The sequence below is a fragment of the Dialister sp. genome (assembly GCF_047832375.1).
Classification (GTDB): Bacteria; Bacillota; Negativicutes; order Veillonellales; family Dialisteraceae; genus Dialister.
On record NZ_CP181256.1, the window covers coordinates 747,545 to 774,482 of the forward strand.

Here is a 26,938-nt window from a genome sequence, read left to right on the forward strand (position 1 = left end):
CATTGAAGCTCAGGGTGAAACGGATCGCAGCCATGCTCTCGCTGGCTGTCATAGCAGCGGGGGCAGTGGCTCCTTTTATATGGGTGAAAGGGGACGCTGTCATCCCGGGAGTCCGGGTGAACGGCATCGCCGCCGGCGGCAAGACCAGGGCAGAGCTCACGGAACTCTTCCGGCAGAAGAACGAGGAACTGGCAGGGGAAAAACTGGCCCTCACGAAGGATACGGCCCAGGAAGAGTGGACATTCAGGGACCTCGGCGTCCGCTATGATGAGAAAAGCCTGGACGAAGCCATGGCCATCGGCCGCACCGGCAGCCTCTTTGCCCGGTGGGAAGAACGGTGGAAGGCCCTCCTCTCCGGCAAATCGGCCCATGTGGATGCCGCCTTTGACGAAAAGGCGGTGGACAGCAAAGTGGCATCCCTCACGGCCAAGTACGGGAAACCGGCACAGAATGCGTACCCCCGTTTCCATAACGACGGCTCCATTACTTTCTCCGAAGGCCGGCCGTACCTGAAGGTGGACGGAGACGCCCTGAAAGAGGACGTCCGGGAGACTCTGGCAGCAGGAGAAGGGAAGACCATCGAAATCCCGGCGTCCGAAGAGAAGAAGCCGAACATGTCTCCCGCCGATGCGAAGGAAATCAACAGCATCCTCGGGAAATACACCACCCACTTCGGCCCTGATCGGAACAGGAGTGACAATATTCACCTGGCCGCCGAAAAAATCAGCGGCACCTACCTGAAGCCGGGGGGAGATTTCTCCTACAACGGCACCACGGGATCCCGGTCCGCCGCCAATGGGTACAAAGAGGCGCCGGTCATTATCAATGGGAAACTGGAACCGGGTAGCGGGGGAGGCGTGTGCCAGGTGAGCTCCACCTTATTCAATGCGGTCCTTCTCTCGGGACTCGAAGTGACACAGCGGACCAGCCATTTCTCGCCGGTGTCCTACGTCCCCCTGGGCCGTGACGCCACGGTGGCGGAAGGAATCATCGATTTCCGCTTCCGGAACCACCTGAAGCACGGCATTTACATTTACACCGAATATGCCCCGGGGTCCGTCACCGTCTTCATCCTGGGAAATAAGGAGGACCGGCCCTCCTACGTGGACCTGTCTAAAACAAAGGATGACACCCTGCCCTTCAAGACGGTGAATAAAGTGGATCCCGCCCAGAAGGAAGACAAAAAGGTGGACGAAGGCCACGAAGGCCGGAATGTGACCATCAAACAGAGCGTCAAATGGGCCGACGGCCGGGTGTACCACGACCTCTTCGAATCGGACTACGAAGCCGTAGATACGGTGGTGACCTATAAGAACCCGGAGGATGTGCCGAAGGAGTGAGTTACATAATGTGGCCGACTGCAGGCTGACCTGATGGAAAGGTGGCTGAAGGGTAACGGGCTGCGCCCGAGGGGAAGGTGCGGCGCACAGGTTAAATAGCGCCGCATGATGAATCCAGCGGCTTTGCCCGGGCGCAAAAAAGGAATATGGATTCAGGTTTGAGGTCAGGAGTGCCTGCTGGCCATCATCTCACTTTTTATTATAGTAGTCAGCACGTGCCCCCTTAGAGAAGGGGGCAGCCCGAAGGGCAGGGGATGGATCCGCCTCGTAGAGGCGGAATCTGCAAAGTAGAGGATGGAATAAACATTGGTTATCTTACATCCTGCTGCTTATGGTTAAAATGAATACCCCCTGCACCTTCTCTAATGGGCTGCCTGTTTAGAAATAAAGTAACATAGTGATTTGATCTTGGTGGCTTCGCCGCACTTCCCCCTCAGGTGAAGCCCGTTCCCCTTGAGTCACTTCAGCCCCCTTAGCCACTTTTCACCAGCGCCGCAGGCTGGCCGGCTTTTCTAGAAGCTAGCAGCTAGAAGCTAGAAGCCCCGCCTATTCGCACGGCGCTTAACTTTACGACACCCCGCTGCGGAGCAGCTGATGAGCTCAAGGCTCAAGGCTGAAGGCCCAAGGCCCCGCAGGTTTGGACTATACATTTTCATTTATAAAGGAGTAAACCATGGGAAAATACCGTCTGCAATCACGGAATAAGAATTCCGCCATCCCCCTGATGGAGGTGGATACAGAATGCCGGGCCTGGTATATCAGGGCGGACCACAAAGAGGCCGCCATCAAAGCCCTCCAGGACATGGGGAAAGAAATCCTGTCCATCGAGTCCATCTACATCAATGGGGACGACGTGACGGATGAAGTATTTTCTAAAATCGCCATGAAGCAGGGCCAGGCCCAGGGAATTCCCCTGGCTTCCCAGCCGGAGGCGCCGGCGTCCTATGCAGGCTTCGGGGGAGAAGACATTCCCCTGCCTGACGAGGAACCCATGGAAAACTTTTCCCTCCCGCCCGACGATATTTCCCTGCCCTCCCTGGATTCCATAGAGCAGGCAGCGTCCCGGCCGGAAGAGATGCCTCCCTTGCCGGAGGCGCCGGAAATGGATATGCCCGACATCCTGCCCTCCCTTTCCAGTGTGCTCCCCAAGAGTGCCCTCACCCCGTCCGCCCCGGCGAAGGGGAAGAAGGGGGGACCGGCCAATGGCATTTTCATCGGCAGGAAACATATTTCCGGGGACCCCGTGGATATCCGGACCATCACGGACGAAGCGGATGGCGTCATTTTCAACGGCACCGTCATCAATGCGGAGGTCCGGGAACTCCGGAGTAAGAAGAAGCTTTTCATCATGAGCCTTGCCGACGATACGAACGGCATTGCCTGCAAGAAATTCTTCGACAAGCCCGAAGAAGCGGCGGGGGTAGAATCCCTGAAGCCCGGCACCGTGGTAAAGGTGCGGGGAAACGTGCGGTTTGACAAGTACACCAACGGCCTCACCCTGGAAATCCAGCAGATGGAGAAGGGGGAAGCCCAGGTCATCGACCATGAAGACAACTATCCCACCCCCCGGGTGGAGCTCCATCTCCACACGAAAATGAGCCTGGACGGCCTTATCGACAATGAGGAAATCATCAAAACCGCTGCCAAGTGGCACCATCCTGCCGTGGCCATTACGGACCACGGCGTCATCCAGGCCTTCCCGAAGATCCAGGACCTGGCGGAGAAATACCACCAGAAGGTGATCTACGGCATGGAAGGGTACATGATCGACAAGATCCCGGAAAATCCGGACACCGACCGGCAGCAGTACAACCACATCATCATCCTGGCAAAGAACATCACCGGCCTCCGGAACCTCTACCGCATGGTGACCCTGTCCCACCTGAAGTACTACCGGAAGCGGCCCCTCATTCCGAAGCCCATCCTGGAAGAGCTCCATGAAGGCCTCATCTACGGATCCGCCTGCGTGATGGGCGAATTTTTCCGGGCCGTCCTGAAGGGAGAAAGCGACGAGGAACTCATCCAAAAAGCAAAGTTCTACGATTACCTGGAAGTGCAGCCCCTGGGAAATAACGAATTCCTTATCAACGAAGATAAATTCGGCAACGTGAATTCGAAGAAGGACCTGGAGGACCTGAACCGGAAGGTCATAGAAATCGGAGAGAAAGCGGGCCGCCCGGTGTGCGCCACCTCCGACGCCCACTACATGTTTGCCGAAGACCAGCGGAACCGGGATATCCTCCTTTCGAACTGGGAAAAGCCGGGGAAAATCGAGTCCCATCCGCCCGTCTACATCCGGACCACCCAGGAAATGCTGGATGAATTTTCCTACCTGCCCAAGGAAAAGGCCATCGAAATCGTCATCACCAATACGAGAAAAATCGCGGAGCAGTGTGAAGTGCTGAAGCCCCTGGCGGAGGAATGGAAGTCCTACAACCCGAAAATCGCCGGCGCCGATGACAAGCTGGTGAAAATGTGCTATGACAATGCCCACGCCATTTACGGGGACCCGCTGCCGAAAATCGTGGAGGACCGGCTCACCCTGGAACTGACGCCGATCATCAAGCACGGCTACGGCGTCCTGTACTACATCGCCCACAAGCTGGTGAAGCACTCCAACGACCGGGGCTACCTCGTAGGCTCCCGAGGATCCGTAGGGTCCTCCTTCGTCGCCACCATGTCCGGCATTACGGAAGTAAATCCGCTGCCGCCCCATTACGTGTGCCCCAAGTGCCACTGGACAGAATTCTTCACCGACGGCTCCGTAGGCGGCGGTTTCGACCTGCCAGATAAGAAATGCCCGAAATGCGGTACTCCGCTCCACAAGAACGGCCATAACATTCCGTTTGCCGTATTCCTGGGATTCGACGGGGACAAGGTCCCTGATATCGACCTGAACTTCTCCTCCGGCGACGACCAGGGCGTGGCCCATAAGTACACCGAAGAACTCTTCGGACGGGACAATGTATTCCGGGCCGGCACCATCGCCGGCATCCAGGACAAGACGGCCTACGGTTTCGTGAAGAAATACGCCGAAAACCGGGGACTCTCGTTCAACGATATTTTCATAGAAAAACTGTCCGCCGGCGTGGCAGGGGTGAAGCGCACCACCGGCCAGCATCCGGCAGGCATCATGGTCTGTCCGAGGGATATGGACATCCACAATTTCACGCCCCTCCAGTACGCGGCAAACAAGAAATATCTGAAAGATGAAGAGGGAAACCAGATTCCCGGCACCATCACCACCCACTTCGATTACCACTCCATCTCCGGCCGTATGCTGAAGCTGGATATTCTGGGCCACGATGATCCGAAGGTCATCCGCATGCTCCAGGATATCACCGGCATCGACCCCATGACCATCCCCTTCGATGATAAGAAGACCTTGTCCCTCTTTTCCTCCACCGAAGCCCTGGGCATCACGCCCCAGCAGCTGGCATCGGTCATCGGCAACAAGGGAGTCACTGTAGGGACCCTGGGGCTCCCGGAATACGGTACCCCCTTCGTCCGGGGCATGCTGGAAGACACGAGGCCGAAGAACTTCTCCGAACTCGTACGAATTTCCGGATTTTCCCACGGCACCGATGTGTGGCTGAATAACGCCCAGGACCTCATCAAGAACGGCACCGTGAAACTGGAAGACGCCATTTCCACCCGAGACGACGTGATGAACTACCTCATTCACCACGGGGTGAAGCCCCTCACCGCCTTCAAGGTCATGGAAAACGTCCGTAAAGGAAAGGGCCTCGAAAAGAATGGCTCCAACAACCGGGCAGAGCTCGACGCCGCCCACATTCCCCAGTGGTTCATCGACTCCTGCCTCAAGATCGGCTACCTCTTCCCGCGGGCCCACGCCGTGGCCTACGTTATGATGGCCTTCCGCATCGCCTGGTTCAAGGTGTACCAGCCCCTGGCCTACTACGCCGCCTACTTCACCATCCGCGCCGAAGGCTCCTTCAATGCGCCGGTGATCCTCCGGGGCCTGGAATCCCAGAAACAGGAACTGGCCCGCATCGCCTCCCTGGAACACCCCACGGCCGTGGAAAAGGGCAACGCCACGGTCATCGAAGTGGCAGCGGAAATGTACCTCCGGGGCCTGGAATTCCTGCCCATCAGCCTCGAGAAGTCGGACGCCTCCGAATTCAAGATGGAAGACGGGAAGCTCCGTCCTCCCTTCAATTGCATCCCTGCCCTGGGAGACGCGGTGGCCAAGGAAATCGTGAAAGCAAGGGACGAGCACCGCTTCACCTCCAAGGAAGACCTGAAGAAACGGGGCAAGGTGAGCCAGTCCATCATCGACACCATGGACGACATGGGCATCCTGAAAGACCTGCCCGACGAAGAGCAGATGTCGCTGTTCTCGTTTGCATATTAAAGCTGCCATGCGACCGTGTGGAGCTTCTGGCTGTTAGCTGCTGGCTTTCAGGAAAGCTGGTCAGCCTACGGCGCTTCTGCCAATTTCAGCCAGCGGCTTAGCTGTGCAGGAGAATCCTGTCCGGTTTTGGCCCCAAGGGCCTGCCCAGATACCCTGGCCGCTGGCAGCCAGGAGCTGGAAGCCCCCACCCGCGCAGCCATACACCCAGCTATCCGACATCTGTCGCAAGAGTGGCTGTACAGCTCAAGGCTCAAGGCTGAAGGCTCAAAGCCCTGCTCCGGTGAATCCAACCGTTAACAAAGCCTTGCACAATTTCCCTGTCCCATGATATAATTACATTAACATTCGGGGTTATAGCTCAGTTGGTCAGAGCGCTTCGTTGACATCGAAGAGGTCTTTGGTTCGAATCCAAATAGTCCCACCAGAATTCATAACCCGCCGAAAAGGCGGGTTTTTGTGTTTTCCAAAAGACCCGGAAAGAAGGGGATTCCATGAAACTCTTTGCGGTACTCATGGTATTGATCGCCGGCACCATGTGGGCCGGCTGCGGCCTGGCGGCCCAGGATTTCTTCCGAAAAAGCACGCTGGACTCCATGGACCTCACGGTGTTCCGCATGTTCTCCGCCGGCTTCATCATGTTCTGCGTCTGCTGCATCCGGGGGAAATGGAAGCCGGCCATCCGGGAAATGAAGAAGCAGCCCGTCCTCTGGCTGGGCCTTATCTTTTACGGCATCGTGGGTCTCATGCTCATGCACTACACCTACTTTGCCTCCATCGCCGCCGGCAATGCTGCCGCCGCCACGGTGATCCAGTACACCTGCCCCGCCATCGTCATCATCTGGGTATCTCTCCGTCATCGCCGGTTTCCCGGAAAAGGGGAGCTCGCGGCTGTGATTCTTGCCATTCTTGGAGTCTTCCTCCTCGTCACCGGCGGGGACATCCATAAAATCGCCGTGCCCGCAGACTGCGTATACCTGGGCCTCATATCGGCCTTCTTCTTTGCCGTCTGCGCCATATACCCGAAACACCTCATGGGCATCCTGGACAACTCCTTCATCCTCACCATCGGCATGTTTACCGGCGCCACAGCAGCCTGGCTCCTGGACCCGGTCACCGACTTCTCCGGCTTCTTCGCAAGGAACGTACTCTTCGACTCCATCTGGATCGTAGTCTGCGGCACCGTGGTAGCCTTCACCTGCTACAACGCAGGCCTCCATTACCTCAGCGCATCCCAGGCCTCCGTCACCGCCACCGTAGAACCGGCGGTATCCGTCATCGCCTCCTTCTTCCTCTTCAACGTCCGCTTCGACTGGATCCAGGCCGTCGGCATCGTCATGGTCCTCCTGGCCATAGCAGCGCCGGGAGTGATAGGGGAGAAAGGAAAGCTATGAAATCTGACTCTGCGAATTAATCAGCGCTTCCCTGGATTCAGGTCCAGGTCTAGGTCTAGATCTAGATCTAGGTTGTCAGCCTGCGGCTGTCCCTACAGAACCCATCCGCATCTCCGCCGCACTCTGTGACACTACCCCTAACCCGTCATCTCGAGCGATGGCAGCATGTTGTATGACTCAGCCGTTAAAAATTGCTACAGCTACGATGAGTCGAGAGATCTCTCTGGAAGATGCCTATGACGGTGATACAACGCCATAGGGCGCTGGTCCCACTAGAATTCCTCTGTCTGCTGCGCAGATATCCCCCTTTGAAAAAGGGGGACGATCCGTAAGCGGCTGGCCGATCAACTTGGGCCCGGTTCGAGAGTCCTCTGCAGGACCCTCGCCTTTGAGAAAGGGAGACTGTTTATAGCGGCTCCGCCGCCGATGGGATCCCTAAAGACTCTGCACCTTTAACGTGTAAATGACACTGCAGTAGGCTCTCTTCCCCGAAGAGAGCTGCCCACGGGGCTGAGAGATGGTAACGGGTTTACTGCACAATGGGCATTTAAACTCCTATGTGAGAAGAACCCACCAGAATCCCTCTGTCTGCTGGCGCAGACATCATTCCGGCCGGGCCCTGAAAGGAAGGCGCTTTAATGGGCAGAAAAAGCGCCAACTTGGGCCCGGCTCGAGGGTCCTCTGCAGGACCCTCGCCTTTGAGAAAGGGAGACTGTTTATAGCGGCTCCGCCGCAGATGAAATTCATAATGCGGCGCTTCCCAATTTGTGCGCCGCCACCACCGCGGCGAAGCCGCTGGCCGGTTCAGCCCGCAGGGCCTGACCAGCTAAAGGCTAAAGGCTAAAGGCTGAAAGCCCACACCGGTTCACACGCCGTTCAGCCACCGGTTACCCGGCCCGCAGGGCCTGATGACCTAGGGCTAGACCTAGATCTAGCCCTAGACCTAGACCTAGACCCCTCGATCCCGACCTCATTATCCTTTACTCCCATTTCCCTCATATAGTACAATAGAGCAGATGAAAATTTTGCATTATATACAGGAGCACCTATGGATACAGAACATATCAGAAACTTTTCAATCATCGCCCACATCGACCATGGGAAGTCCACCCTCGCCGACCGGCTCATCGAGCTCACAGGCACTGTGAAGAAGAGGGACATGGAAGCCCAGATCCTGGACACCATGGACCTGGAAAGAGAGAGGGGCATCACCATCAAGGAGCAGTCCGTCCGCCTCATGTACAAGTATGAAGACGGCGACACCTACGAGCTGAACCTCATCGACACCCCAGGGCACGTGGATTTCAATTACGAAGTGTCCCGGAGCCTTTCCGCCTGCGAAGGGGCTATCCTCATCATCGACGCCACCCAGGGGGTCCAGGCCCAGACCCTGGCTAACGTGTACCTCGCCCTGGACCATGACCTGGAAATCATCCCCGTCATCAATAAGATCGACCTTCCCAGCGCCGACGTGGACCGGGTGAAGAAGGAAGTGGAAAATATCATTGGCCTTGACATGTCCGATGCCATTCCCGTTTCCGCCAAGACCGGCCAGAACGTGGAAGAAGTACTGAAGCGCATCGTGGAGCAGGTACCGCCGCCTCCGGATAATTCGAAGAAGCCCCTGCGCTGCCTTATTTTCGATTCCATTTTCGATTCCTACAAAGGAGCCATTGCCTACGTCCGGGTGATGGACGGGGAAATCAAACCGGGCATGAACATCAAAATGATGGCTTCCGGCAAGGTGTACACGGTGACAGAAGTGGGCTATTTCTCGCCCCTTCCGAAACCTGCCGACGTCCTCACCTGCGGTTCCGTGGGCTACGTGGCTGCCAGCATCAAGAACGTCCAGGACTGCGAAGTGGGGGATACCATCACCACCGCCGAAAACGGCGCCGCCGAGGCCCTCCCGGGCTACCGGAAGGCATTGCCCATGGTATTCTGCGGCATGTACCCCATCGACAGCAAGGACTATGACAACCTGAAGGACGCCCTGGAAAAGCTGAAACTCAACGACGCGGCCCTGGAATTCCAGCCCGAAACCTCCCAGGCCCTGGGATTTGGTTTCCGCTGCGGCTTCCTGGGACTCCTCCACATGGACGTGGTCCAGGAACGGCTGGAACGGGAATACCACCTGAAGCTCATCACCACAGCCCCCTCTGTCATTTACCACGTCTATAAGACCGACGGCACCATGGTGGCCGTGGACAATCCGGCGGAACTGCCGCCGATGACGAAGATCGAGCACATCGAAGAACCGGTGGCGAAAGTGAGCATCCTCGTCCCCTCCGGCATGGTGGGGAATGTGATGGAACTGGTCCAGAACCGCCGTGGCGTCTTCGAAAATATGGAATACCTCGACGAGACCCGGGTAGACCTCACCTACCACGTGCCCCTTTCGGAAATCATCTTCGATTTCTTTGACAAGCTGAAATCCTGCACCAAGGGCTACGCCTCCCTGGACTACCAGGTGGACGGCTACCAGAAGACCGACGCCGTGAAGCTGGATATCCTCCTGAATGGGGACCTCGTGGACGCCCTGTCCATCATCGTCCACCGGAGCAACGCCCCCGCCCGGGGCCGGGCCCTGGCACTGAAGCTGAAGGATATCATTCCCCGCCAGCAGTTTGAAGTGCCCATCCAGGCCGCCATCGGCAGCAAGATCATTGCCCGGGAAACCATCAAGGCCTACAAGAAGGATGTGCTGGCCAAGTGCTACGGCGGCGACGTGACCCGTAAGAAGAAACTGCTGGAAAAGCAGAAGGAAGGGAAGAAGCGCATGAAGCAGGTAGGCAGCGTGGAAATCCCCCAGGAAGCGTTCATGGCGGTCCTGAAAGATGACTGACCTGGGATTATATATTCATATACCCTTCTGTAGAAGCCGCTGTGATTACTGCGGCTTCTATTCGATTGGAAGGAAACCGGATGGCCGCTTCCTTTCCGCCCTCCTGAAGGAAATGGAAATGCGGAGCCCCGCCTTTGCCAGCCGTACCTGCGACACCCTCTATCTGGGCGGCGGCACCCCCTCCTCCCTGACTGAAGACCAGCTTGCACAGGTCATGGAAGGGGTGAGGCACTATTTCCACCTTTCAGAAACGGCGGAAATCACCATGGAAATGAACCCCTGCGATATGACCGAGTCCTACCTGCAAAATGCCAGGGCCCTGGGCATCAACCGCATTTCCATCGGCGTCCAGAGCCATGACGACAGGCTCCTTCGCGCCATCGGCCGCCTCCATACCGCATCGGAAGCGGAAAAGGCGGTGAAACGGGCCTATAAAGCGGGATTTCACAACATGAGCATCGACCTCATGTACGAACTGCCGGGTCAGAGTGTGGAGGACTTCCGGAAATCCCTCCTCTGGGCGGTGCACCTTCCCATTACCCACGTCTCCGTGTACAGTCTCATCCTGGAAGAGGGGACAAGGTTCAAGCAGCTGGCGGACCGGGGAGCGCTCATGAGGCCCACAGAAAACGACAGCTGGCTCATGTACCGGGACATGTGCCGGATCCTGCCGCACTACGGCTTCGAGCGGTACGAAATCTCCAGCTTCGCCCGGAGAGGATTCCGCAGCCGGCACAACCAAAAGTACTGGGAACTGAAAGACTACCTGGGCCTCGGGCCTGCCGCCGCCTCCCGCATCGGAAGGCAGCGCTTCGAAGTGAGCCCCGGCGTCCGGCTCTATGAAAAAGAACTGCTCACCGGCAGCCCGCCGTCCATGGACGTGGAAAACCTGTCGGAAAAAGACGAAATGGAGGAATACTGCTTCCTCCACCTCCGCATGAAAGAAGGCATCCCTTTAGACGACTTCGCCCGCCGCTACGGAGAAGACATCCGCTATTGGTACGGCGATAAAATCACCATGCTCAAAAAGCAGAAACTCTTGAAAGAAGAAAACCGCCGCCTCTCCTTCACCTTCCACGGCGCCGCCCTGGGCAACTATGTCTTCGAACAGTTCCTGCGGGATGAGTAGGGGAGAAGAGCAGGTAGTGAGAAGTGAGGAGTTAGGAGTGAGGAGTGGTGGTGGCGGCGCACAAATCAGATAGCGCCGCCTTATGATATTTGATTGCCGCGAAGCGGCGGTACCTCAATTCTCTTCACTCAATTTTCAAATCTATTTCTGAGCTGCAGCTTCGATGAGCCGAGAGATTTTTCCGGTCAATGACTATGACCGAACTACATCGAAAGAAGTAAGCAGGTTGATAGTTGAGGGCCAGCGGCTCCGCTGCCAATGGGTCCCTGGTGGCTCTGTTCAAAAAAGTGCAAATGACTCAGCAGTAGGCTCTCTTCCCCGAAGAGAGCTGCCCACGGGGCTGAGAGATGGTGATGGGTTTACTGCACAATGGGCATTTAAACCGCCAGTGAGAAGAACCCATAAGAATCCCTCTGTCTGCTGGCGCAGACATCCCCCTTTGAAAAAGGGGGACTGTTGACCGCGGCTCCGCCGCAGATGGGATCCTGAAGACTCTGCACAAAAAAGTGCAAATGACTCAGCAGTAGGCTCTCTTCCCCGAAGAGAGCTGCACACGTGGGCACAGGTCCTGCATAGGACCTGCGAGGCCAGCCCAAGTTGGCGCTTAGCCTGCCCATTAAAGCGCCTTCCTTTTGTGGCTGGCCATGGGGTTAGCTGAAGGGAACTGAAGGGCTGGGCCCGCAGGGCCAGATCCCCTCGATCTCGATCTCGGTCTCAATCTCATTAGCCCGCAGGGCCAGGCCACCTGGCCACCAGCCACTAGCTACTAGCTACTAGCTACTAGCTACTTACTTCACATTCCCCCTTTCCTTTTTCCTCCTGTTGGATTATCATAAGAGTATCCACAATTTCACAAGAAAAAGGAAGCACTGCGGCTTCGGGGACGGGAAATCCCGTGCCCCTTTGCTGGAGTGCCTTTTTTATTGGAGGGAGAATTTGTTATGCCAGTTTCTTACATGGAAATCAATCTGAATGCACTTCGTCACAATCTGAGAGTCATCCGCCAGCACCTGCCGAAGGAAGTGAATGTCCTGGCCGTAGTGAAGGCCAATGCCTATGGCCACGGCGCTGTGGAAACGCTCCGCATCGCCATGGAAGAGGGATATACCGCCGCCGCCGTAGCCCGGGTGGAAGAGGGGGCCGAACTCCGTAGAGCCGGCTTTACCTGCCCCATGTACGTCCTTGGCCTTCCGCTTCCAGAAGACATGCTCATGGGCGTGAAATACGACCTCACCCTGCCGGTGGATGACACGGTGGACCTGGAAGCCTTCGAAGACATTGCCAGAGGCGCCGGAAAGACGGTAGAAGTCATGATGCCTATTGACACCGGCATGAACCGCATCGGCACCCATCCCGAAGATGTACCGGCGTTCCTGGAAAAGCTGTCCCATTATCCCCACCTGCACCTCCATGGCACCTGGACCCACATGGCCACTGCCGACTGCAAGGATAAGTCCGCAGCCCTGAAGCAGCTGGACCGCTTCGACGAAGCCATCGCCAAAATGCCGGTGGACGATAAATTCGTCATTTCCTCCGCCAACAGCGCCGGCGTCATCGACATCCCCAGAAGCTGGCACAACCTGGCCCGCCCGGGCATCATCATCTACGGACCCCAGCCTTCCGATGAAATGGAAAACAGGCTGGACCTCCAGTATGTCATGCGCATCGTGAGCCACGTCACCCACGTGCAGACCCTCCACAAAGGCGAAGCCATCGGCTACGGCGGCACATTCGTGGCAGATAGGGATATGAAGACCGCCACCGTCCCCATCGGCTACGCCGACGGCTACCCCCGGTGCCTCTCCAATAAGGGCGCCGTCCTCATCGGTGGCAAACGCTGCCCCATCGTCGGCCGTATCTGCATGGACCAGTTCATGGTGGCCGTAGACGACACCGTGAAACCGGGGGATGAAGTGATCCTCATGGGCAAACAGGGAGAAGGAGAAATCACCCTGGACGAAGTGGCCAAGACCGCCGGCACCATTCCCCACGAAATCACCTGCGACCTGAAGAGAATCCCCAGGGTATTTGTAGAAAAGTAATCCGTCGGCAGCGATGTTATGCAGATGGGTGCCGTGTGAAAGTGCGGGGCTGGCAGCTGGAAGCTCTACACCTGCGCACGCCGCTTATTCGTCGTACTGCAAAATACCCTCTTCCCATTCCGGACGTTATATGCTATAATACCTTCTGTTAGGCGTCTATAGCTCAGTGGATAGAGCACTGGTCTCCGGAACCAGGTGTCGAGAGTTCGAATCCCTCTAGACGCACCAGAAGTTATTGCCTCATGCCTTAATCCGGCATGAGGCTTTTTTTACACAGCACCTTTTGGGGAGCCCTTATGGATGAATTCAATTTTCTTTTCCTGGCCCTTGGCCTTCTCATGACCCTGTGGGGCTGGAAGGCATCGGGGAAAGGGGCAGGCTCTGTTTCCTATCCCCTCTGGTACAGGATTCTTCGACTTTTATGCCTTGCGGTGATTTTCTTGCCCTGCCTTCTTCTGACCATCATGAACCCTGTGCCGGAGGACCTCCTCCAAAAGATGGTGTACGGAGAAATCGCAGCCCTTCTTGCACTTGTTCTGGTCCCTGCAAAATCAGGAAAGAAAAATGCTGCTCCCGTCCTTTCAGAGGAAGAGATGGGGGACAGAAAGAAGACAGAGTGGCAGAAGGCAATCCTTTTGGGGGCGGCGGTGACGGTGCTCATGTGGATTGCATTTCTTTACCTTATATAAATCATTTCCGGTGGTAAATTGAAAGAACAAGGAGGAAGGAACCCATGGCGAAAGACGGGTTTATGGATTTGGATTCACTTGCCCTCTTACGGAACAGCAGCCCATCGTGGAAGCTTCTTGCGTCTGATGATGCGGCGTTCTGCTGTTCCTTTTTTTATCATGAATTTCTGGAAAATAACGTAAGAAATCTAAGCGAAGCCCGGCTGGTCCTGGATATGCGGTCTGCCCTGTCTGAAAAGCATTCTCTGGCGGGAGAAGATATTCCAGATGAAGAGGAGCTCCGGGAAGAAGCACGGTTCTACCTTCGGAAATGGTCGGACGAGGACCATCGGTGGCTTCGCCGGTTTTATCGGGACCACCAGACATTCTATGACCTCACCACGGCGGGACAGAAGGCGGTGGAATGGCTGGAAAGCCTGAAGAGCCGTTCCTTCATCGGCACCGAGTCCAGGCTCCACACGTTCTTCCACCTGCTCCACGAAATCGAGCACCAGGCAAACCCGGACAAGGAAGAACGGCTGAAGTACCTTACAGCCCAGAAGAAGGAAATCAACCGTAAAATCCAGGACCTGAAAGCCGGTGGCAAGGTGGACGTCTTAGATGACGTGCAGATTAAGGAACGATTCATGGAAGCCATGGACATTGCCGGCGGCATTCTTTCCGATTTCCGGGAAGTAAAGGATAAATTTCACCAGATTTATACAGAATTTCGGGATGAAGTGAACGAATGGGAACATGGGAAAGGGGCACTGCTGGAGCAGTTTATCGCGGACCGGGAGGTCATCGAGGAATCAGAGCAGGGAAAGAGCTTCACCGCCTTCTTCGATTACCTCATGGCCTTTTCCCAGCAGCGGGACTTTGATGAGACCATGCGAAAGATCCTCACGCTGAAAGCCCTGTCCCAGGAGACAAACCGCTACGATGCCCTCCATATCAAGCAGGCCTGGGTGGACGGAGCGGAGGACGTGCAGCAGACCATTGCGAAGCTTTCGGAACAGATCAGCTGGTATGTCAATGAAAACAACCTGCAGGAAAAGAAAAATATCTATTTCCAGATCAAGGAAATCGAGAAAAAGGCGATGGCCATGAAAGGCAGGGAGCCGAAGGAAAAGGATTTCATGACCCTCTCCGATGGGGCACCCACCATCAGCCTGCCCATGGAGCGGACTCTCCGCATGCCGCCGGCGAAAATGGAGCTCGATGCCCATGCTCTGGAAATCGGTGAGCACCATGGAAGTCTCGATGCCATTTTCAACCAGGTCTACGTGGACAAGAAAGTGCTGAAGGAGCATATCGAAGACATGCTGGAGACCTGGGACCGGGTGACCCTGAAGGATGTACTGGATGCCTATCCGTTAGAAAAGGGACTTTTCGAGCTTCTGGCATACATGGAAATTGCGAAGAGCGAACACCATACCTTCCTTCCGGAAAAGGACAGGATTCCCTTCAAAAGTATCGATGGAAGGGAGCGGTACGTAGAAATGGATCGGATCGTATTTGAGAAAGGAAAGAACCATGGATAAGGGAGACATCATATTTTCCACTACACTTATCCGCCTCCTTCAGGGGGTGGTGAGAAAAGAAGGAAATCCGGAAATCTGGAATACCATCATGAGCCAGCAGTTCCGAATCGACGAATACATGGAGAAAATCGGCCTGTCCCTCACCATCGATGAAGAAGGGGGCTATGCCTACCTGAAGCAGCGGGAGGACGAGGTACTGCCGCACCTGGTGAAGAAGCAGCCATTGACCTTCCGCATGAGCCTTTTCCTGGCGCTCCTCAGGAATGAGATCAATGAGTACGACAGCGCCAGCGGGGAGGGCTCCCTGGTGGTGGAAGAAGAGGAAATGGTGCGTCGCATGAAACCCTATTTCCCTGATGTGTCGGATGAAGTGAAATTTGCCAATTCCATTGACCGTTGTATTTCCAAGGCCGTGGACATGAAGCTTCTGACGCCGGTAAAGGACAATGCCTACGAATACGAGGTGGAGCCCCTGCTGCGCCGTTTTGTGGATGCGGAATGGCTTTCCGAATTCAACAGGGAACTGGACAGGTACATGAAAGAAAACGGGTTAGCCGTGAAAGAAACGGAAGATAAGGAAGAGGAGGAAGACCATGGGACTCTTTGATGGAACCGATACCATGAATGCACCCCAGGGATACCGCATGAAGCGGCTGGAGGTTTACAACTGGGGTACCTTTGACGGCGCCGTTTGGCCCTTTGAAGTGGGCAGTGAGACCTCCCTTCTCACCGGGGAAATCGGTTCCGGGAAATCCACCCTGGTGGATGCTATACTGACACTCCTCATTTCCCAGCAGAAGATCAATTACAATAAGGCTGCTGATTCCGGCAGCCGGGAACGGACGCTCAATTCCTATGTCCGGGGCTACTATGCCAAGAGGAGCAACGCCGACGGGGAAGAGGAACCGGTGGCCCTCCGTGACAAAAACCAGTACTCCGTGATCTTGGGCGTTTTCTATGACGCCATCAGCGAAAGCGCCGTATCCCTGGCCCAGGTTTTCTACTTCACTCCCGGCAGCGACCGGCCCACCCGGTTTTTTGTGGTAGGGGAAGGGGATATGTCTATCCGTAGGGACTTCGGGAATTTCGGCACCAATATAACGGACCTGAAAAAGAAGCTGAAGCGGATACCCTACGCCCATCTTTACAATGACTATGGGGAATACGCGGGAAAATTCAAATCCCTCTTCGGCATTACCCAGGACAACGCACTGGACCTCTTCCAGCAGACCGTGTCCATGAAAAAGGTGAACGGCATCACTGATTTTGTACGGCGCAACATGCTGGGAGAAGTGGACATGGGGACCATGGAGGAAAATATCCAGCACCTTCTTTCCCGTTTCCATGACCTCAAAAGCATTCATGACGCTATTATCCGGGACCGGGAGAAAATGGAAATCCTGGAGCCCCTGGTGAAGGCATCCGATGACTATGATACCTGCCTGACGAAGGAGTCGGAGCTTACCCTCATGGCCGAAGGCCTTGGGGCCTACCTCTCCAGGGAAGAAATCAAAATCCTCACGGAGGAACTGGAAAAGTGTCATCGCCGGATGGGGGACCTGGACAGCCGCCTCAGGGCCCTGGGAGAAGAGGCGGGCCATCTGTCTGAAGAAATCGATAATAAAAAGAAGGAAATGTGGGAAAACGGCGGCGCTCGGCTGGATGGGGCGAAGAAGGACCTGGCAGCCTATGAGAAGGACCTCCGGCTTGTCAGCAAAAATGCAGAGGCCTATCAGCTCCAGGCGGAGTCCATCGGCCTTACCCTTCCTTCTACTTTGGATGAATTCATCAAAGGGCGGCAGCAGATTTCCGGACTGGCCGCTGACTTCCATAAAGAATACGACCGGCTGGACGGAGAAAAGTCGGAGGCCGACAGCAGGGAGCGGGATATTGTGGCCAAAATCGCCCAGGACCGGCAGGAACTGGAATCTTTGAAGAAGCGGGATTCCAATATTCCTGAACGTTTCGTGGCGGTGAGGAAGCAGATGGCAAGGGACCTCATGGTGCCGGAAAAGGATATGCCCTTTGCCGGCGAAATCATGGAAGTAAAGCCTTCTGAGCAGAAATGGGAGGGGGCCCTGGAACGGCTGCTCTCCGAATTTGGCGTATCCCTACTGGTGCCGGAATCCCTTTATGAAAAGGTGATCGGCTGGATGGAAAACCATTTCCTCCACCAGCGCATCGTTTATTACCGGGTAGACGAATATACCCGCCCCGTATCCATGGGAGACCTGCCGGAAAAATCGGCGGCTCGAAAACTGAATATCAAGAAAGACTCCCCCTATGCCTCCTGGCTGGCTTCGGAACTGTACCACCGGTTTGACCACATTTGCGCCGAAACGGCGGCGGAATTCAGGAAAGCCTCTTTTGCCCTGTCTCCGGAAGGACAGATCAAGGCCCAGGGAAAATGGCACAAGAAGGATGACCGATACCGCATTGATGACCGCCGGCACTACGTGCTGGGTTTCTCCAATAAAGAAAAGATCGTCCTCATTTCCAAAGAACTGGATGAGCTTGCCAGGGATAAGGCAAAGGCGGAGGAGATGATCAGGAATCTCAAGAAACAGAGAGATCTGTACATTGCAAAACTCAATGCTGCCGAGTCTCTCCTGAAAGTCGATAACTTCAAGGACATCGACCGCACCTCTTTTGAAGACAGGGTGAACCGGCAGAAGCAGCTCATCAGAAGCCTCACGGGGAGCGATAACATCCTGGCCCGGCTGGAGAAAGAAATCCAAAAGCTCAATAAGGACCTGGAAGACACCCGGGAAGCCATGAGCACCATCCGCGGTGAAAAGGGTGGCCTTGACAACGAAATCCGCCGGCACGAGGAGAAAAAGAAAGCCGATGAGAGCACCCTGGCCGGCGCCTCTGACCTCATCCGGACAAAGGCCTTTCCCCTGCTGGAGGGAATCACGCCGGCGGTCATCGGTAAAAAGGGCATGTTTACCCTGGGGACAATGACCGAAAAAAACAATAGTTTCAATAAATGGATCCGGGATCACCGGGCGGCCAATGATGCAGACAAGGAGAAAGCATCAGCAGACATGGCCACGGGCATGACCCACTACCTCCAGTACCTGACTCTCCACAATGAGTCGGACCCGAACCTCACCGCCGAGCTGAACGGGGCGAACCGGAATGAATATAAAGAAATTTTCCGGCGGATCCGGGAAGATGACCTGCCGAAACTGCTTCCGAAATTCAAGAAACGGCTTCGGGAAAACACGATCCAGGATATGGCCATTTTCCAGTCCAAACTCTTCTCCGCCAGGGACAGGATCCGGGAGAAGATTGAAGAAATCAACCGGTCCCTCTACGATATCGATTACAACGTGGGCCACTACATTGAAATCGAATGCGTGGAAACGCTGAATAATGAAATCCGCCAGTTCCGGCAGCAGCTGAAGAAGTGTACCGACAGCAGCCTCTCCGGCAGCGAGGACCAGTACAACGAAGAAAAGTTTCTGGAAATCGAAAAGATACTGGACCGTTTTTCTGCCAGCCGCCCGGGCATGGCGGAGGAGGACCGGAAGTGGACAAGCCTGGTCACCGATGTCAGGAACTGGTTTACCTTCGCCGTGTCCGAGCGGATCCGCAAATCCGATGGATCCCGGGGCGAGGAATTTGAACACTACACCGATTCCTCAGGAAAGTCCGGCGGCCAGAAAGAAAAACTGGCCTACACTATCCTGGCGGCCAGCTTCGTATACAGCTTTGGCATTGCCGGAGGCGGCAGGCTCCCAACTTTCCGATTTACTGTGATCGATGAAGCCTTCCTGAAGAGCTCCGACGAATCGGCCCGGTTTGGCCTGTCCCTCTTCCGCCGCATGGGCCTCCAGCTCCTTGTGGTGACACCGCTGGCCAAGATACCCACCATTGAACCCTTCATTTCTAACCTGGGCTACGTGAGCCAGAATGAAAAGAGGCAGTCCGAACTCCGGAATATGACCATTGGCGAATACCGAAAGGAATTCCTGGAACGGGAGAAGAGGGCGGAAAGACAGGTAGCCGAGGGGTAACGCCTTCGGCGAGGCGGAGTGTGCTTCGGCCGGGCTCTAAGGTGCTCGCCTGGTGTGCAGGCACGGCTCGCAAAAGAGCCCGGCTTGGGCATCCTCTGCAGGATGCCTACATAGGACCTCCGAGTCCGAATAAGTTGGCGCCTATTCTGCACATCAAGGCGCCTTCCTTTGGGTATTCGGACGGCTGAGGGGGGAACGGCCAGTGGCCAAGGGGAAGGTGCGGCGCGTAAAATCAAAAGCGCCGCAGATTATATATACCTGGCGGCTCTGCCGCTGAATATAAATTCTGCGCCCTTTATAATTTGAAGCGGCGTCCCCCCCCTCGAACGAAGCTCGTTACCCCTGAGCCACTTCAGTCACTTGAGCCACCTCTCCCTACACTTACATACCGGCTCAGCTGACAGTTAATGAAAGGAGGAATCCCATATTGCGTCGAAAATCGTACGATGAAGAACTGCTCAAAAAACTGAAGCGCCAGGAGGAGCGGGGGATACTCTATGAAGCGCTGACGAAGGAAATAGAGCCTCCCTATTTCAAAATGCCACTGAAACGGCCGGAAGAGACGGAGAACGACTGGCATGCCCTTCTTTCCTGGTCCGACTACTGGCACCACCCGGTGAAAGACACCAATGGCCGGCCACTCTGGCATATAGAAGAAAAAGGGAAAAATACGAAATCCTTTGGCCGCCAGACCCTGCCGGTCCGGGTTTTCGTTGATACGCCGGAAGATGCCTTTGCCATCCTGGGAATGAAAAAGGAAAAGAAGGAATTCCTCACCATGTTGGGGGAGGTAGAAGAAAAAGCAGATGACCTTACGGAATGGTTCCTCCATTATTTTCCGAGAATTCGGGAAGAAGGTTTTTATCCTCTCTTCTTCGGTATTGCCCATTTCTTCCGGGAGCAGGAAGAGAAGGGTGGGTACCTCAGGGAGATTTCAATCCCCGGGGTGGATACGAAATTCATGGAAAGACACAGCTTCCTCGTCCGTACCCTGTGGAATGCCCTTTTCCCGGATAAACAGGTGGAAAGCAATGAAGAAATGAAACAGCACCTTTTCATTAAAGAGGTACCTGCACCCACCATCTGCGCCCGGAGCCTGGATGAGTCCATCCGGTTCTTTGGAGTACGGAAATTTTTCCTGTCCAACGATGAAGTGGCGTCCTTCCATCCGCCCCAGAAACGGATTTTCATTACAGAAAACAAGGTAAATGGTTACACTTTCCCCCATGCAAAAGACAGCCTTATCCTCTTCGGCATGGGCTACGGGGTACTGGAACTGGCCAAGGAAGCAAAGTGGCTGGGGGAGAAGGACGTTTACTACTGGGGGGACCTGGACTCCGACGGCTTCAATATTCTCTCATCCCTTCGCCACATCCTGCCGAATGTTCATTCCTTCCTCATGGACAGGGATACCCTTCTGGCCTATGTGGATAAAAGGATTAAGGACACCGGAAACAGGTCTGTAGTACCGGATAATCTTACGGTCACCGAAAAAATGGCGTGGAAAGAAATCCACGACCATGGCTGGCGGCTGGAACAGGAACGGATTCCTCTGGATGAAGTGGAATGGGCCCTGGAACAGATGGATTAGGGAAAAGGTGGCTGAGGGGTGACGCCTGCGGCGAAGTGGCTCAAGGGGAACGCCTTCGGCGAGGGGGCGGCGCACAATTCATATAGCGCCGCGAAATATAAAATCCCACCTTGAGCCCAGGCGGAAGCCTCAGCCCTGCCCTAAGGGCAGAGCCCTGACGAAGTCACAGCCCCCGCCGAAGGCCGCTTTCACAATTCATTGACATCCCCTTGACAAATGCAGAAAACATGGGTATACTATTCAAGTAACTTACATGCGGCCCGGTGGTGTAGTGGTCTAACATGCCGCCCTGTCACGGCGGAGATCGTCAGTTCAAATCTGATCCGGGTCGCCATGTGCGGAAGTAGCTCAGTGGTAGAGCACAACCTTGCCAAGGTTGGGGTCGCGGGTTCGAGTCCCGTTTTCCGCTCCATATGGCGGCATAGCCAAGCGGTAAGGCAGAGGTCTGCAAAACCTTTATCCCCAGTTCGATTCTGGGTGCCGCCTCCATATTTTAACTATTATACAATTTATATATACCTGCCGGGGTGGCGGAACTGGCAGACGCAAGGGACTTAAAATCCCTCGAATCGTGAGATTCGTACCGGTTCGATTCCGGTCCTCGGCACCATATCGAATTTACAGTTGAAACGAAATGTTTCAACTTTTTTTATTTGGTGGAATCGGATTAAAGCGCCGCAGGCCGGCTGTCTTTCCTGATAGCTGGCAGCTGGAAGACCCGCTTCCTGTGGCTCTGATTGTAAGTCTGATATATGCCCACTTTGGCACTTTTCTGTTTCCATGGTATAATAAGCTCATGCTGGGGGAGTCCTGGAGTGAGGACTGAGAGGAGCTATCCGACCCTTTGAACTTGATGCGGATCATACCGACGGAAGGAAGCAGGAAGATTTGCCTTTGAGAGTCCCCGGCGGGGGCTCTTTTTATTTTGCATTCAGGAGGTACCTATGACACAGCTGGAAGCAGCAAGAAATGGGATTATTACAGACGAAATGAAGACGGCAGCCCGGGAAGAAGGGGTGACGGAAGAATTTATCCGCGCCGGTATTGCGGATGGCACCATCGTACTGCCCCACAATATATACCATAAATCCATCCATCCCTACGCCATCGGCAAGGGACTCCGGACGAAGATGAACGTGAACCTCGGGATTTCCTCCGACGTCTGCAACTACGATACGGAACAGGCGAAGGCAGAGCTTTCCTGGAAAATGGGGGCCGAAGCCATTATGGACCTCTCCTGCTACGGGGAAACGGCGCCCTTCCGGGAATGGCTGGTGAAGAACAGCCCCTCCGCCATCGGTACTGTCCCCATGTACGACGTGAAAGGGGTGCTCCACAAGGGACTGAAAGATATGACTGCCGATGACCTGTTCTCGGTGGTGGAAAAGCATGCGAAAGACGGCGTGGACTTCATGACCATCCATGCTGGCCTGAACCGGGAAACTGCGAAGCACATCATGAGAAACAAGAGAATCACGAACCTCGTCTCCCGGGGCGGCTCCATTCTTTTCGCCTGGATGTATATGCACGGCAAAGAAAATCCCTTCTATGAACAGTTTGACCGGCTTCTGGAACTCCTGAAGAAATACGATGTCACCCTGTCCCTGGGGGACGGCTGCCGCAGCGGCAGCGGTCACGATTCCACCGATGCCATCCAGATTTCCGAACTCATCAACCTGGGAGAGCTGGTCCTCCGAGCACGGAAGGCGGGAGTCCAGGTCATGGTGGAAGGTCCGGGACACATGCCGGTTTCCGATATCCGGATGAACGTGGAAATCGCAAAGAAACTGTGCCATGGGGCGCCGCTCTATGTACTGGGACCCATTGTCACCGATATTGCACCGGGCTATGACCATATCACCGCTGCCATCGGCGGTACCCTGTCCGCTGCCTGCGGCGCCGACTTCCTCTGCTACGTGACGCCGGCCGAACACCTCCGGCTCCCGGACCTGGATGACGTACACGAAGGCATCGTGGCCTCCAAGATTGCCTGCCATGCGGCGGACCTCGCCAAAGGGGTGAAAGGGGCAGCCCTGTGGGATGAAAAGATGAGCTGGGCCAGACGGAAGGTGGACTTCAAGGAAATGATTCCCCTGGCCATTGACCCGGAAAAAGCCAGAAAATACAGGGAAAGCTCCATCCCTGAAGACGAAGCCACCTGCACCATGTGCGGCTCCATGTGCCCCATGAAGACCCTGGACTCCATCCTGAACAACCGGAACCCCGAAGACGATCCTTTCGAGAAAGAGTGAGTCACATCGAGACGGAGGACGAAATCAAGATCGGGAGAACCCCGCCGAAGGCCCTGAGGAGTGCTGGATCCAGGTCCAGACTGACCATCCTTCCTGAAATCTGACTCTGGGAATTAATCAGCGCTTCCCTAAGCCACCCGTCATTCGGCCCGCAGGGCCTGGTGGTCCAGCTACCAACTGCTAGCCATTAGTGATGTATCTCAATTACATTTGGGATAATGACTAATGTTGGCGAAAAAAGAATCACCACTGTTGCATACCGGTTTTAAATACTTCATACTCCGAATCTAACTCGGTCGGCCGGGCCCTAAATAGAAGGCGCTTTAATGGGCAGGAACAGCGCCAACTTGGGCCCGGCTCAGAGGTCCTATGCAGGACCTCTGCATCTCGAGCGGTGGCTAGGGAACTGGATTCGCAAGGAGCCGCAGGTGACTGAGAATCCAGTGACACGCTTCCTCCGGTGGTAAGCGCCGTAATGATGTAATACATAAAAATAGAATGTGAGATAGAGTCGAGAGATCTCCCAGATAGATGTCTCTGGCGGTCTTACAACGTTAAGCACGGTTAAAAAGCCCTGTATTCCCGAAAGCAAGGAAGATTTCTCGACTCATTGTAGCTGTAGCGATTTTTACCTGTATAATCATTTTGCATGCTTCCACCGCTCGAAATGACGTTATGGAGGGTAGTTTCCACTTGCGAATCTATTACTAAGTTATCATATAATTAAGCTATCATTAGCACAAATGTGATTGAGACAAGCCACTAGCTACTAGCCACTAGCCACTAGCTACTAGCTACTGGCCACCAGCTGCTCATCCCTCCATCCCAAAATGGTATAATGGATACAGACATGTACCTCAAGTGAAAGGGGGAGCGCTATGTTTATTTCCGATATGGTGGTAGAAAACTACCGGACCTTCCGGCATGTGGAGCTTCATTTTGACAGCCGGGTGAATTATATTGTGGGGGATAACAACATCGGGAAAAGTAATTTTCTTACCCTCCTGAAATACGCCACCCACGGCTACGGATTCAAGGAAAATGATTTCATGGATCCTGACCGGCCCATACGGATTGAAATGACCCTGTCCTCAACCGACGACGGCCTTACGGACCGGGCCCACCTGGAACTTCGCCAGTCCATCCGGGAGGTGGTGCCGAAGCTTTACAACAGGGACGATGGGTCCCAGCTTCCCCTGGAGTACGTGCGCTGCCTCTTTTATATTGACTTTGCCCTGGATGAGGTGCCAAGAAACATGCTCTCCGAAGGGGACATGGCGAAGACTCTTTCCATTTTCGAAGGGTACCTGTCCACAGGACCGGAAACGGTGAAGGAAGTGGAAACCCTGCTGGATGAGAGGGGATTCCACCTGAAACTGCCGGAAAATGATCCCCACAAGGCGGCAGTGCTCCTTATTAATGAGATTTTCCAGCCCTTTGCGGCAGGTGCATCCTACGATTCCACCATTAAGCTCATGATTGCCGAAGGCATTGCATTCCTCATCAAAATGCTGGACAAAAAGGAAAGCAGGGCCATTTCCTTTGATACCATGGTGATTACTGACAAGAAGGGCCGCCGGTTCCTGCCGGTGACGGTGAGCATCGATGAACCGGAACTCCACCTGCACCCCTACCTCCAGCGGGCTATGCTGGCCTTTTCCCGGTCCATCCTGAATAACGAGGAACCCTTCTTCCTGCGGTTGGTACAGAACCTTCTCGGCATCGACGGTCTCAATGGCCAGCTCTTCGTGGTCACCCATTCCACCGATGCCCTGGTGAATGACTACCGCCAGATCATCCGCATGTACTGGGACGACAAGAAAAAAGTCCAGGCCGCCTGCGGTGCATCCTTCCATTTTGACAGTGAAATCGAAAAGCACCTGATCATGCACTTCCCGGAAGTGAAGGAAGCCCTCTACTCCAAGTGCACCATCCTGGTGGAAGGGGAAACGGAGTATGGCTCCTTTGCCTACTTCGCCAGGACCCTGGGCGTCAATTTCGACTACCACGGCATCTGCCTCATCAATGCCCGGGGTGAAAGCTCGATTTCCAAGATTTCCCAGCTGGTCCGCCGGTTCCACATCCCTTCGGTGTGCCTCTACGACCGGGATGTCATGGCGGAGAGGCCCCATTCGCCCCATGTGTTCTACACGGACTACATCTGCTATGAAATGGATGTGGTGAAAGCCTGCATGGCCGCCCGGAGCCGGAAGCTCCTGGACCAGGTCATCGGGGACGTGGAAGAAGCGGGGGATGCGGTGAATGCGTCCCTCATCAAGAAGGCGGGAGCGAAGCTGGGCCTTCCCAAGGGATTCTATCCCCCCACGAAGCTGAAAAACATCAATCCCCGGAACGAAAAGGCCCTGGAGTTCTACTACTTCGCCTGGCTCTATGGAAATAAGGGGGTCATCATCGGCCGGGCCCTGGGGGAGCGGCTGACGGAAAAAGAAATCCCCAAAGCCTTCGCCAGGGTCATCGAAGCAGCGGTGAAGGTATCGGACGGGGAGGAGTAGTAAGTAAGCCCCGTGCGCCCGCATGGAGCATATGTAGCAAAGCGTCGTGTGTTCGTATGGGGGCTTCTAGCTTCTAGCGGCTAGCTGCCAGGAAAGCTGATTCGCCTGCGGCGCTGTTGGGTCCCGGCCCAAAGGGCCTGGCCAGCTCAAGGCCCAAGGCTGAAGGCTCAAGGCCCTACACCTGGTGACTCCAACCGTACCCGCCAGCGCCGCAGGCCGTTGAGCTTTCCTAAAAGCTAGCCGCTAGCAGCTAGAAGCCCCCGCCCGTACACACGCCACCTGGCCACCCGTCACCCGGCCCGCAGGGCCTGGCCAGCTCAAGGCCTGCAGCGAAGCTGCTAAAGGTCTAGCTCTAGGTCTAGATCTAGATCCCCAGGGCCCACGGCCCGGATTCCCTCGATCTCGACCGCAATCTCGATCTTAAAAAAAGTGCCCGGGAAAAATGGTATCATTTTTCCCGGGCACCTTTTTCGTGACTACCCTATTTCACAATCATAATGGTGCATTTCGAATTGCTTGCCAGATGGCTGGACACAGAGCCCATGAGGAGGCTCTTCAGTGCGCCCCGGCCGCGGCTGCCCATGACGATGAGATCGAATTCCTTTTCCAGCGTCAGGGTGACCAGTTCATCCCCCGCATCGCCGGCGCGGAGAATCGTTTCATGGGGAACGCCCTTGGGCAGGAGGGCTTCCGCTTCTTCCAGAAGAATGGTGCCGGGGTTCTTCTTCGGCGTGTCATCGGCGGAGGCCGAAGTGAGCCGTACTTTTTCCTTTGGCTGCTCAGCCGGGGTGACGGTGGCGATGAAGAGCTTGGCTCCCGGAATCAGGAGGGCCAGATCCGCCGCGGTGGCCAGAGCCTTTTTCGCGTAGGAAGAACCATCATAGGGAACGAGAATCTTTTTGAAACTTAACATGATGAATCAACCTGCCTTTCCCTGAAAAAACCATGGAAGAAAACCGCTCTTTCTACTTATATTCTAATACTAAATTGAACAGCGGTCAAAAACAGGGCGGGAAGCGGGAAAATCCAGGAGGCTCCGGAAGGCCCACGGATACGGGACTTTTGGATTCAAAAATTATTCTATAATCATAGTAAGAAAAATTTGAAGCCCCTTTTTGTGATAAAATAAATATGAACTATACCTGTAAGAAAGGGAAGGAAAGTTTCATAAAGAAAGGGGAGACTAGGGCCATAAGGGAATTTTAATTTACTGTCTATTGAAAAAG

At 55.1% G+C, this 26,938-nt stretch carries 14 protein-coding genes, 6 tRNA genes and 1 riboswitch; of the genes, 19 read left to right on the top strand and 1 reads right to left on the bottom strand.

Features of this window, described 5'->3' with window-relative positions:
* The first annotated feature begins 14 nt into the window (after positions 1-14).
* From ACFWUL_RS03160 to ACFWUL_RS03250, 19 genes are all read left to right on the top strand, one after another.
* Complete coding sequence (locus ACFWUL_RS03160) at positions 15-1,340, top strand: VanW family protein (RefSeq protein WP_416177780.1); 1,326 nt, start codon at positions 15-17, stop codon at positions 1,338-1,340.
* A gap of 673 nt (positions 1,341-2,013) precedes the next feature.
* The gene (locus ACFWUL_RS03165; protein ID WP_416177781.1) at positions 2,014-5,715 is read left to right on the top strand and encodes a PolC-type DNA polymerase III; all 3,702 of its coding nucleotides are present in this window, start codon (positions 2,014-2,016) and stop codon (positions 5,713-5,715) included.
* Between the two features lie 347 nt (positions 5,716-6,062).
* Positions 6,063-6,139 (top strand) — tRNA-Val (locus ACFWUL_RS03170).
* 67 nt (positions 6,140-6,206) lie between these two features.
* Positions 6,207-7,106: an EamA family transporter gene (locus ACFWUL_RS03175; protein WP_416177782.1), complete on the top strand. Its 900-nt coding sequence runs from the start codon at positions 6,207-6,209 to the stop codon at positions 7,104-7,106.
* Positions 7,107-8,154: 1,048 nt separating this feature from the next.
* Entirely contained in the window at positions 8,155-9,951 is a 1,797-nt protein-coding gene (gene lepA / locus ACFWUL_RS03180; protein ID WP_297022813.1) for a translation elongation factor 4, read from the top strand.
* Entirely contained in the window at positions 9,944-11,080 is a 1,137-nt protein-coding gene (hemW, locus tag ACFWUL_RS03185; RefSeq protein ID WP_416177783.1) for a radical SAM family heme chaperone HemW, read from the top strand. Before lepA ends, hemW begins: the two co-directional genes overlap by 8 nt.
* 941 nt (positions 11,081-12,021) lie before the next feature.
* Positions 12,022-13,122 carry an alanine racemase gene (gene alr, locus ACFWUL_RS03190; protein WP_416177784.1) on the top strand — a complete coding sequence of 367 codons (1,101 nt, stop codon included), beginning with the start codon at positions 12,022-12,024 and terminating at the stop codon, positions 13,120-13,122.
* A 152-nt stretch (positions 13,123-13,274) separates the two neighbouring features.
* Positions 13,275-13,350 (top strand) — tRNA-Arg (locus ACFWUL_RS03195).
* Between the two features lie 68 nt (positions 13,351-13,418).
* A complete protein-coding gene (locus ACFWUL_RS03200; RefSeq protein WP_297021126.1) occupies positions 13,419-13,811 on the top strand; it encodes a hypothetical protein in 393 nt (130 codons plus the stop codon).
* A 44-nt stretch (positions 13,812-13,855) separates the two neighbouring features.
* The gene (locus tag ACFWUL_RS03205; RefSeq protein WP_297021123.1) at positions 13,856-15,334 is read left to right on the top strand and encodes a DUF3375 domain-containing protein; all 1,479 of its coding nucleotides are present in this window, start codon (positions 13,856-13,858) and stop codon (positions 15,332-15,334) included.
* Positions 15,327-15,941 (top strand): DUF4194 domain-containing protein, encoded by a 615-nt coding sequence (locus ACFWUL_RS03210; protein WP_297021120.1) that lies wholly within the window; start codon positions 15,327-15,329, stop codon positions 15,939-15,941. Before ACFWUL_RS03205 ends, ACFWUL_RS03210 begins: the two co-directional genes overlap by 8 nt.
* Entirely contained in the window at positions 15,928-19,356 is a 3,429-nt protein-coding gene (locus ACFWUL_RS03215) for an ATP-binding protein (RefSeq protein ID WP_416177785.1), read from the top strand. The genes ACFWUL_RS03210 and ACFWUL_RS03215 overlap by 14 nt, the downstream gene beginning before the upstream one ends.
* Before the next feature lie 427 nt (positions 19,357-19,783).
* A complete protein-coding gene (locus tag ACFWUL_RS03220; protein WP_297021114.1) occupies positions 19,784-20,947 on the top strand; it encodes a Wadjet anti-phage system protein JetD domain-containing protein in 1,164 nt (387 codons plus the stop codon).
* A gap of 257 nt (positions 20,948-21,204) precedes the next feature.
* Positions 21,205-21,281: transfer RNA gene (locus tag ACFWUL_RS03225), tRNA-Asp, on the top strand.
* A 3-nt stretch (positions 21,282-21,284) separates the two neighbouring features.
* Positions 21,285-21,359 (top strand) — tRNA-Gly (locus ACFWUL_RS03230).
* A gap of 3 nt (positions 21,360-21,362) precedes the next feature.
* Positions 21,363-21,436: transfer RNA gene (locus ACFWUL_RS03235), tRNA-Cys, on the top strand.
* A gap of 32 nt (positions 21,437-21,468) precedes the next feature.
* Positions 21,469-21,557 (top strand) — tRNA-Leu (locus ACFWUL_RS03240).
* A 181-nt stretch (positions 21,558-21,738) separates the two neighbouring features.
* Positions 21,739-21,841, top strand: a riboswitch (TPP riboswitch).
* A gap of 50 nt (positions 21,842-21,891) precedes the next feature.
* Entirely contained in the window at positions 21,892-23,199 is a 1,308-nt protein-coding gene (gene thiC, locus ACFWUL_RS03245) for a phosphomethylpyrimidine synthase ThiC (RefSeq protein WP_416177786.1), read from the top strand.
* A gap of 878 nt (positions 23,200-24,077) precedes the next feature.
* Positions 24,078-25,712, top strand: coding sequence for an ATP-dependent nuclease (locus ACFWUL_RS03250; RefSeq protein WP_416177787.1), 1,635 nt, complete (start codon positions 24,078-24,080; stop codon positions 25,710-25,712).
* 481 nt (positions 25,713-26,193) lie between these two features.
* Here the strand turns inward: ACFWUL_RS03250 and ACFWUL_RS03255 are convergent, their stop codons facing one another.
* Positions 26,194-26,625, bottom strand: coding sequence for a universal stress protein (locus ACFWUL_RS03255; RefSeq protein ID WP_297021086.1), 432 nt, complete (start codon positions 26,623-26,625; stop codon positions 26,194-26,196).
* Positions 26,626-26,938: the final 313 nt, after the last annotated feature.

What these genes read in the sequence shown, in the direction of transcription:
- ACFWUL_RS03165 (WP_416177781.1), top strand. Translation starts at nt 2,014, where the DNA reads ATGGGAAAATACCGTCTGCAATCACGGAATAAGAATTCCGCCATCCCC.
- ACFWUL_RS03175 (WP_416177782.1), top strand. Translation starts at nt 6,207, where the DNA reads ATGAAACTCTTTGCGGTACTCATGGTATTGATCGCCGGCACCATGTGG.
- lepA (WP_297022813.1), top strand. Translation starts at nt 8,155, where the DNA reads ATGGATACAGAACATATCAGAAACTTTTCAATCATCGCCCACATCGAC.
- hemW (WP_416177783.1), top strand. Translation starts at nt 9,944, where the DNA reads ATGACTGACCTGGGATTATATATTCATATACCCTTCTGTAGAAGCCGC.
- alr (WP_416177784.1), top strand. Translation starts at nt 12,022, where the DNA reads ATGCCAGTTTCTTACATGGAAATCAATCTGAATGCACTTCGTCACAAT.
- ACFWUL_RS03200 (WP_297021126.1), top strand. Translation starts at nt 13,419, where the DNA reads ATGGATGAATTCAATTTTCTTTTCCTGGCCCTTGGCCTTCTCATGACC.
- ACFWUL_RS03205 (WP_297021123.1), top strand. Translation starts at nt 13,856, where the DNA reads ATGGCGAAAGACGGGTTTATGGATTTGGATTCACTTGCCCTCTTACGG.
- ACFWUL_RS03210 (WP_297021120.1), top strand. Translation starts at nt 15,327, where the DNA reads ATGGATAAGGGAGACATCATATTTTCCACTACACTTATCCGCCTCCTT.
- ACFWUL_RS03215 (WP_416177785.1), top strand. Translation starts at nt 15,928, where the DNA reads ATGGGACTCTTTGATGGAACCGATACCATGAATGCACCCCAGGGATAC.
- thiC (WP_416177786.1), top strand. Translation starts at nt 21,892, where the DNA reads ATGACACAGCTGGAAGCAGCAAGAAATGGGATTATTACAGACGAAATG.
- ACFWUL_RS03250 (WP_416177787.1), top strand. Translation starts at nt 24,078, where the DNA reads ATGTTTATTTCCGATATGGTGGTAGAAAACTACCGGACCTTCCGGCAT.
- ACFWUL_RS03255 (WP_297021086.1), bottom strand. Translation starts at nt 26,625, where the DNA reads ATGTTAAGTTTCAAAAAGATTCTCGTTCCCTATGATGGTTCTTCCTAC.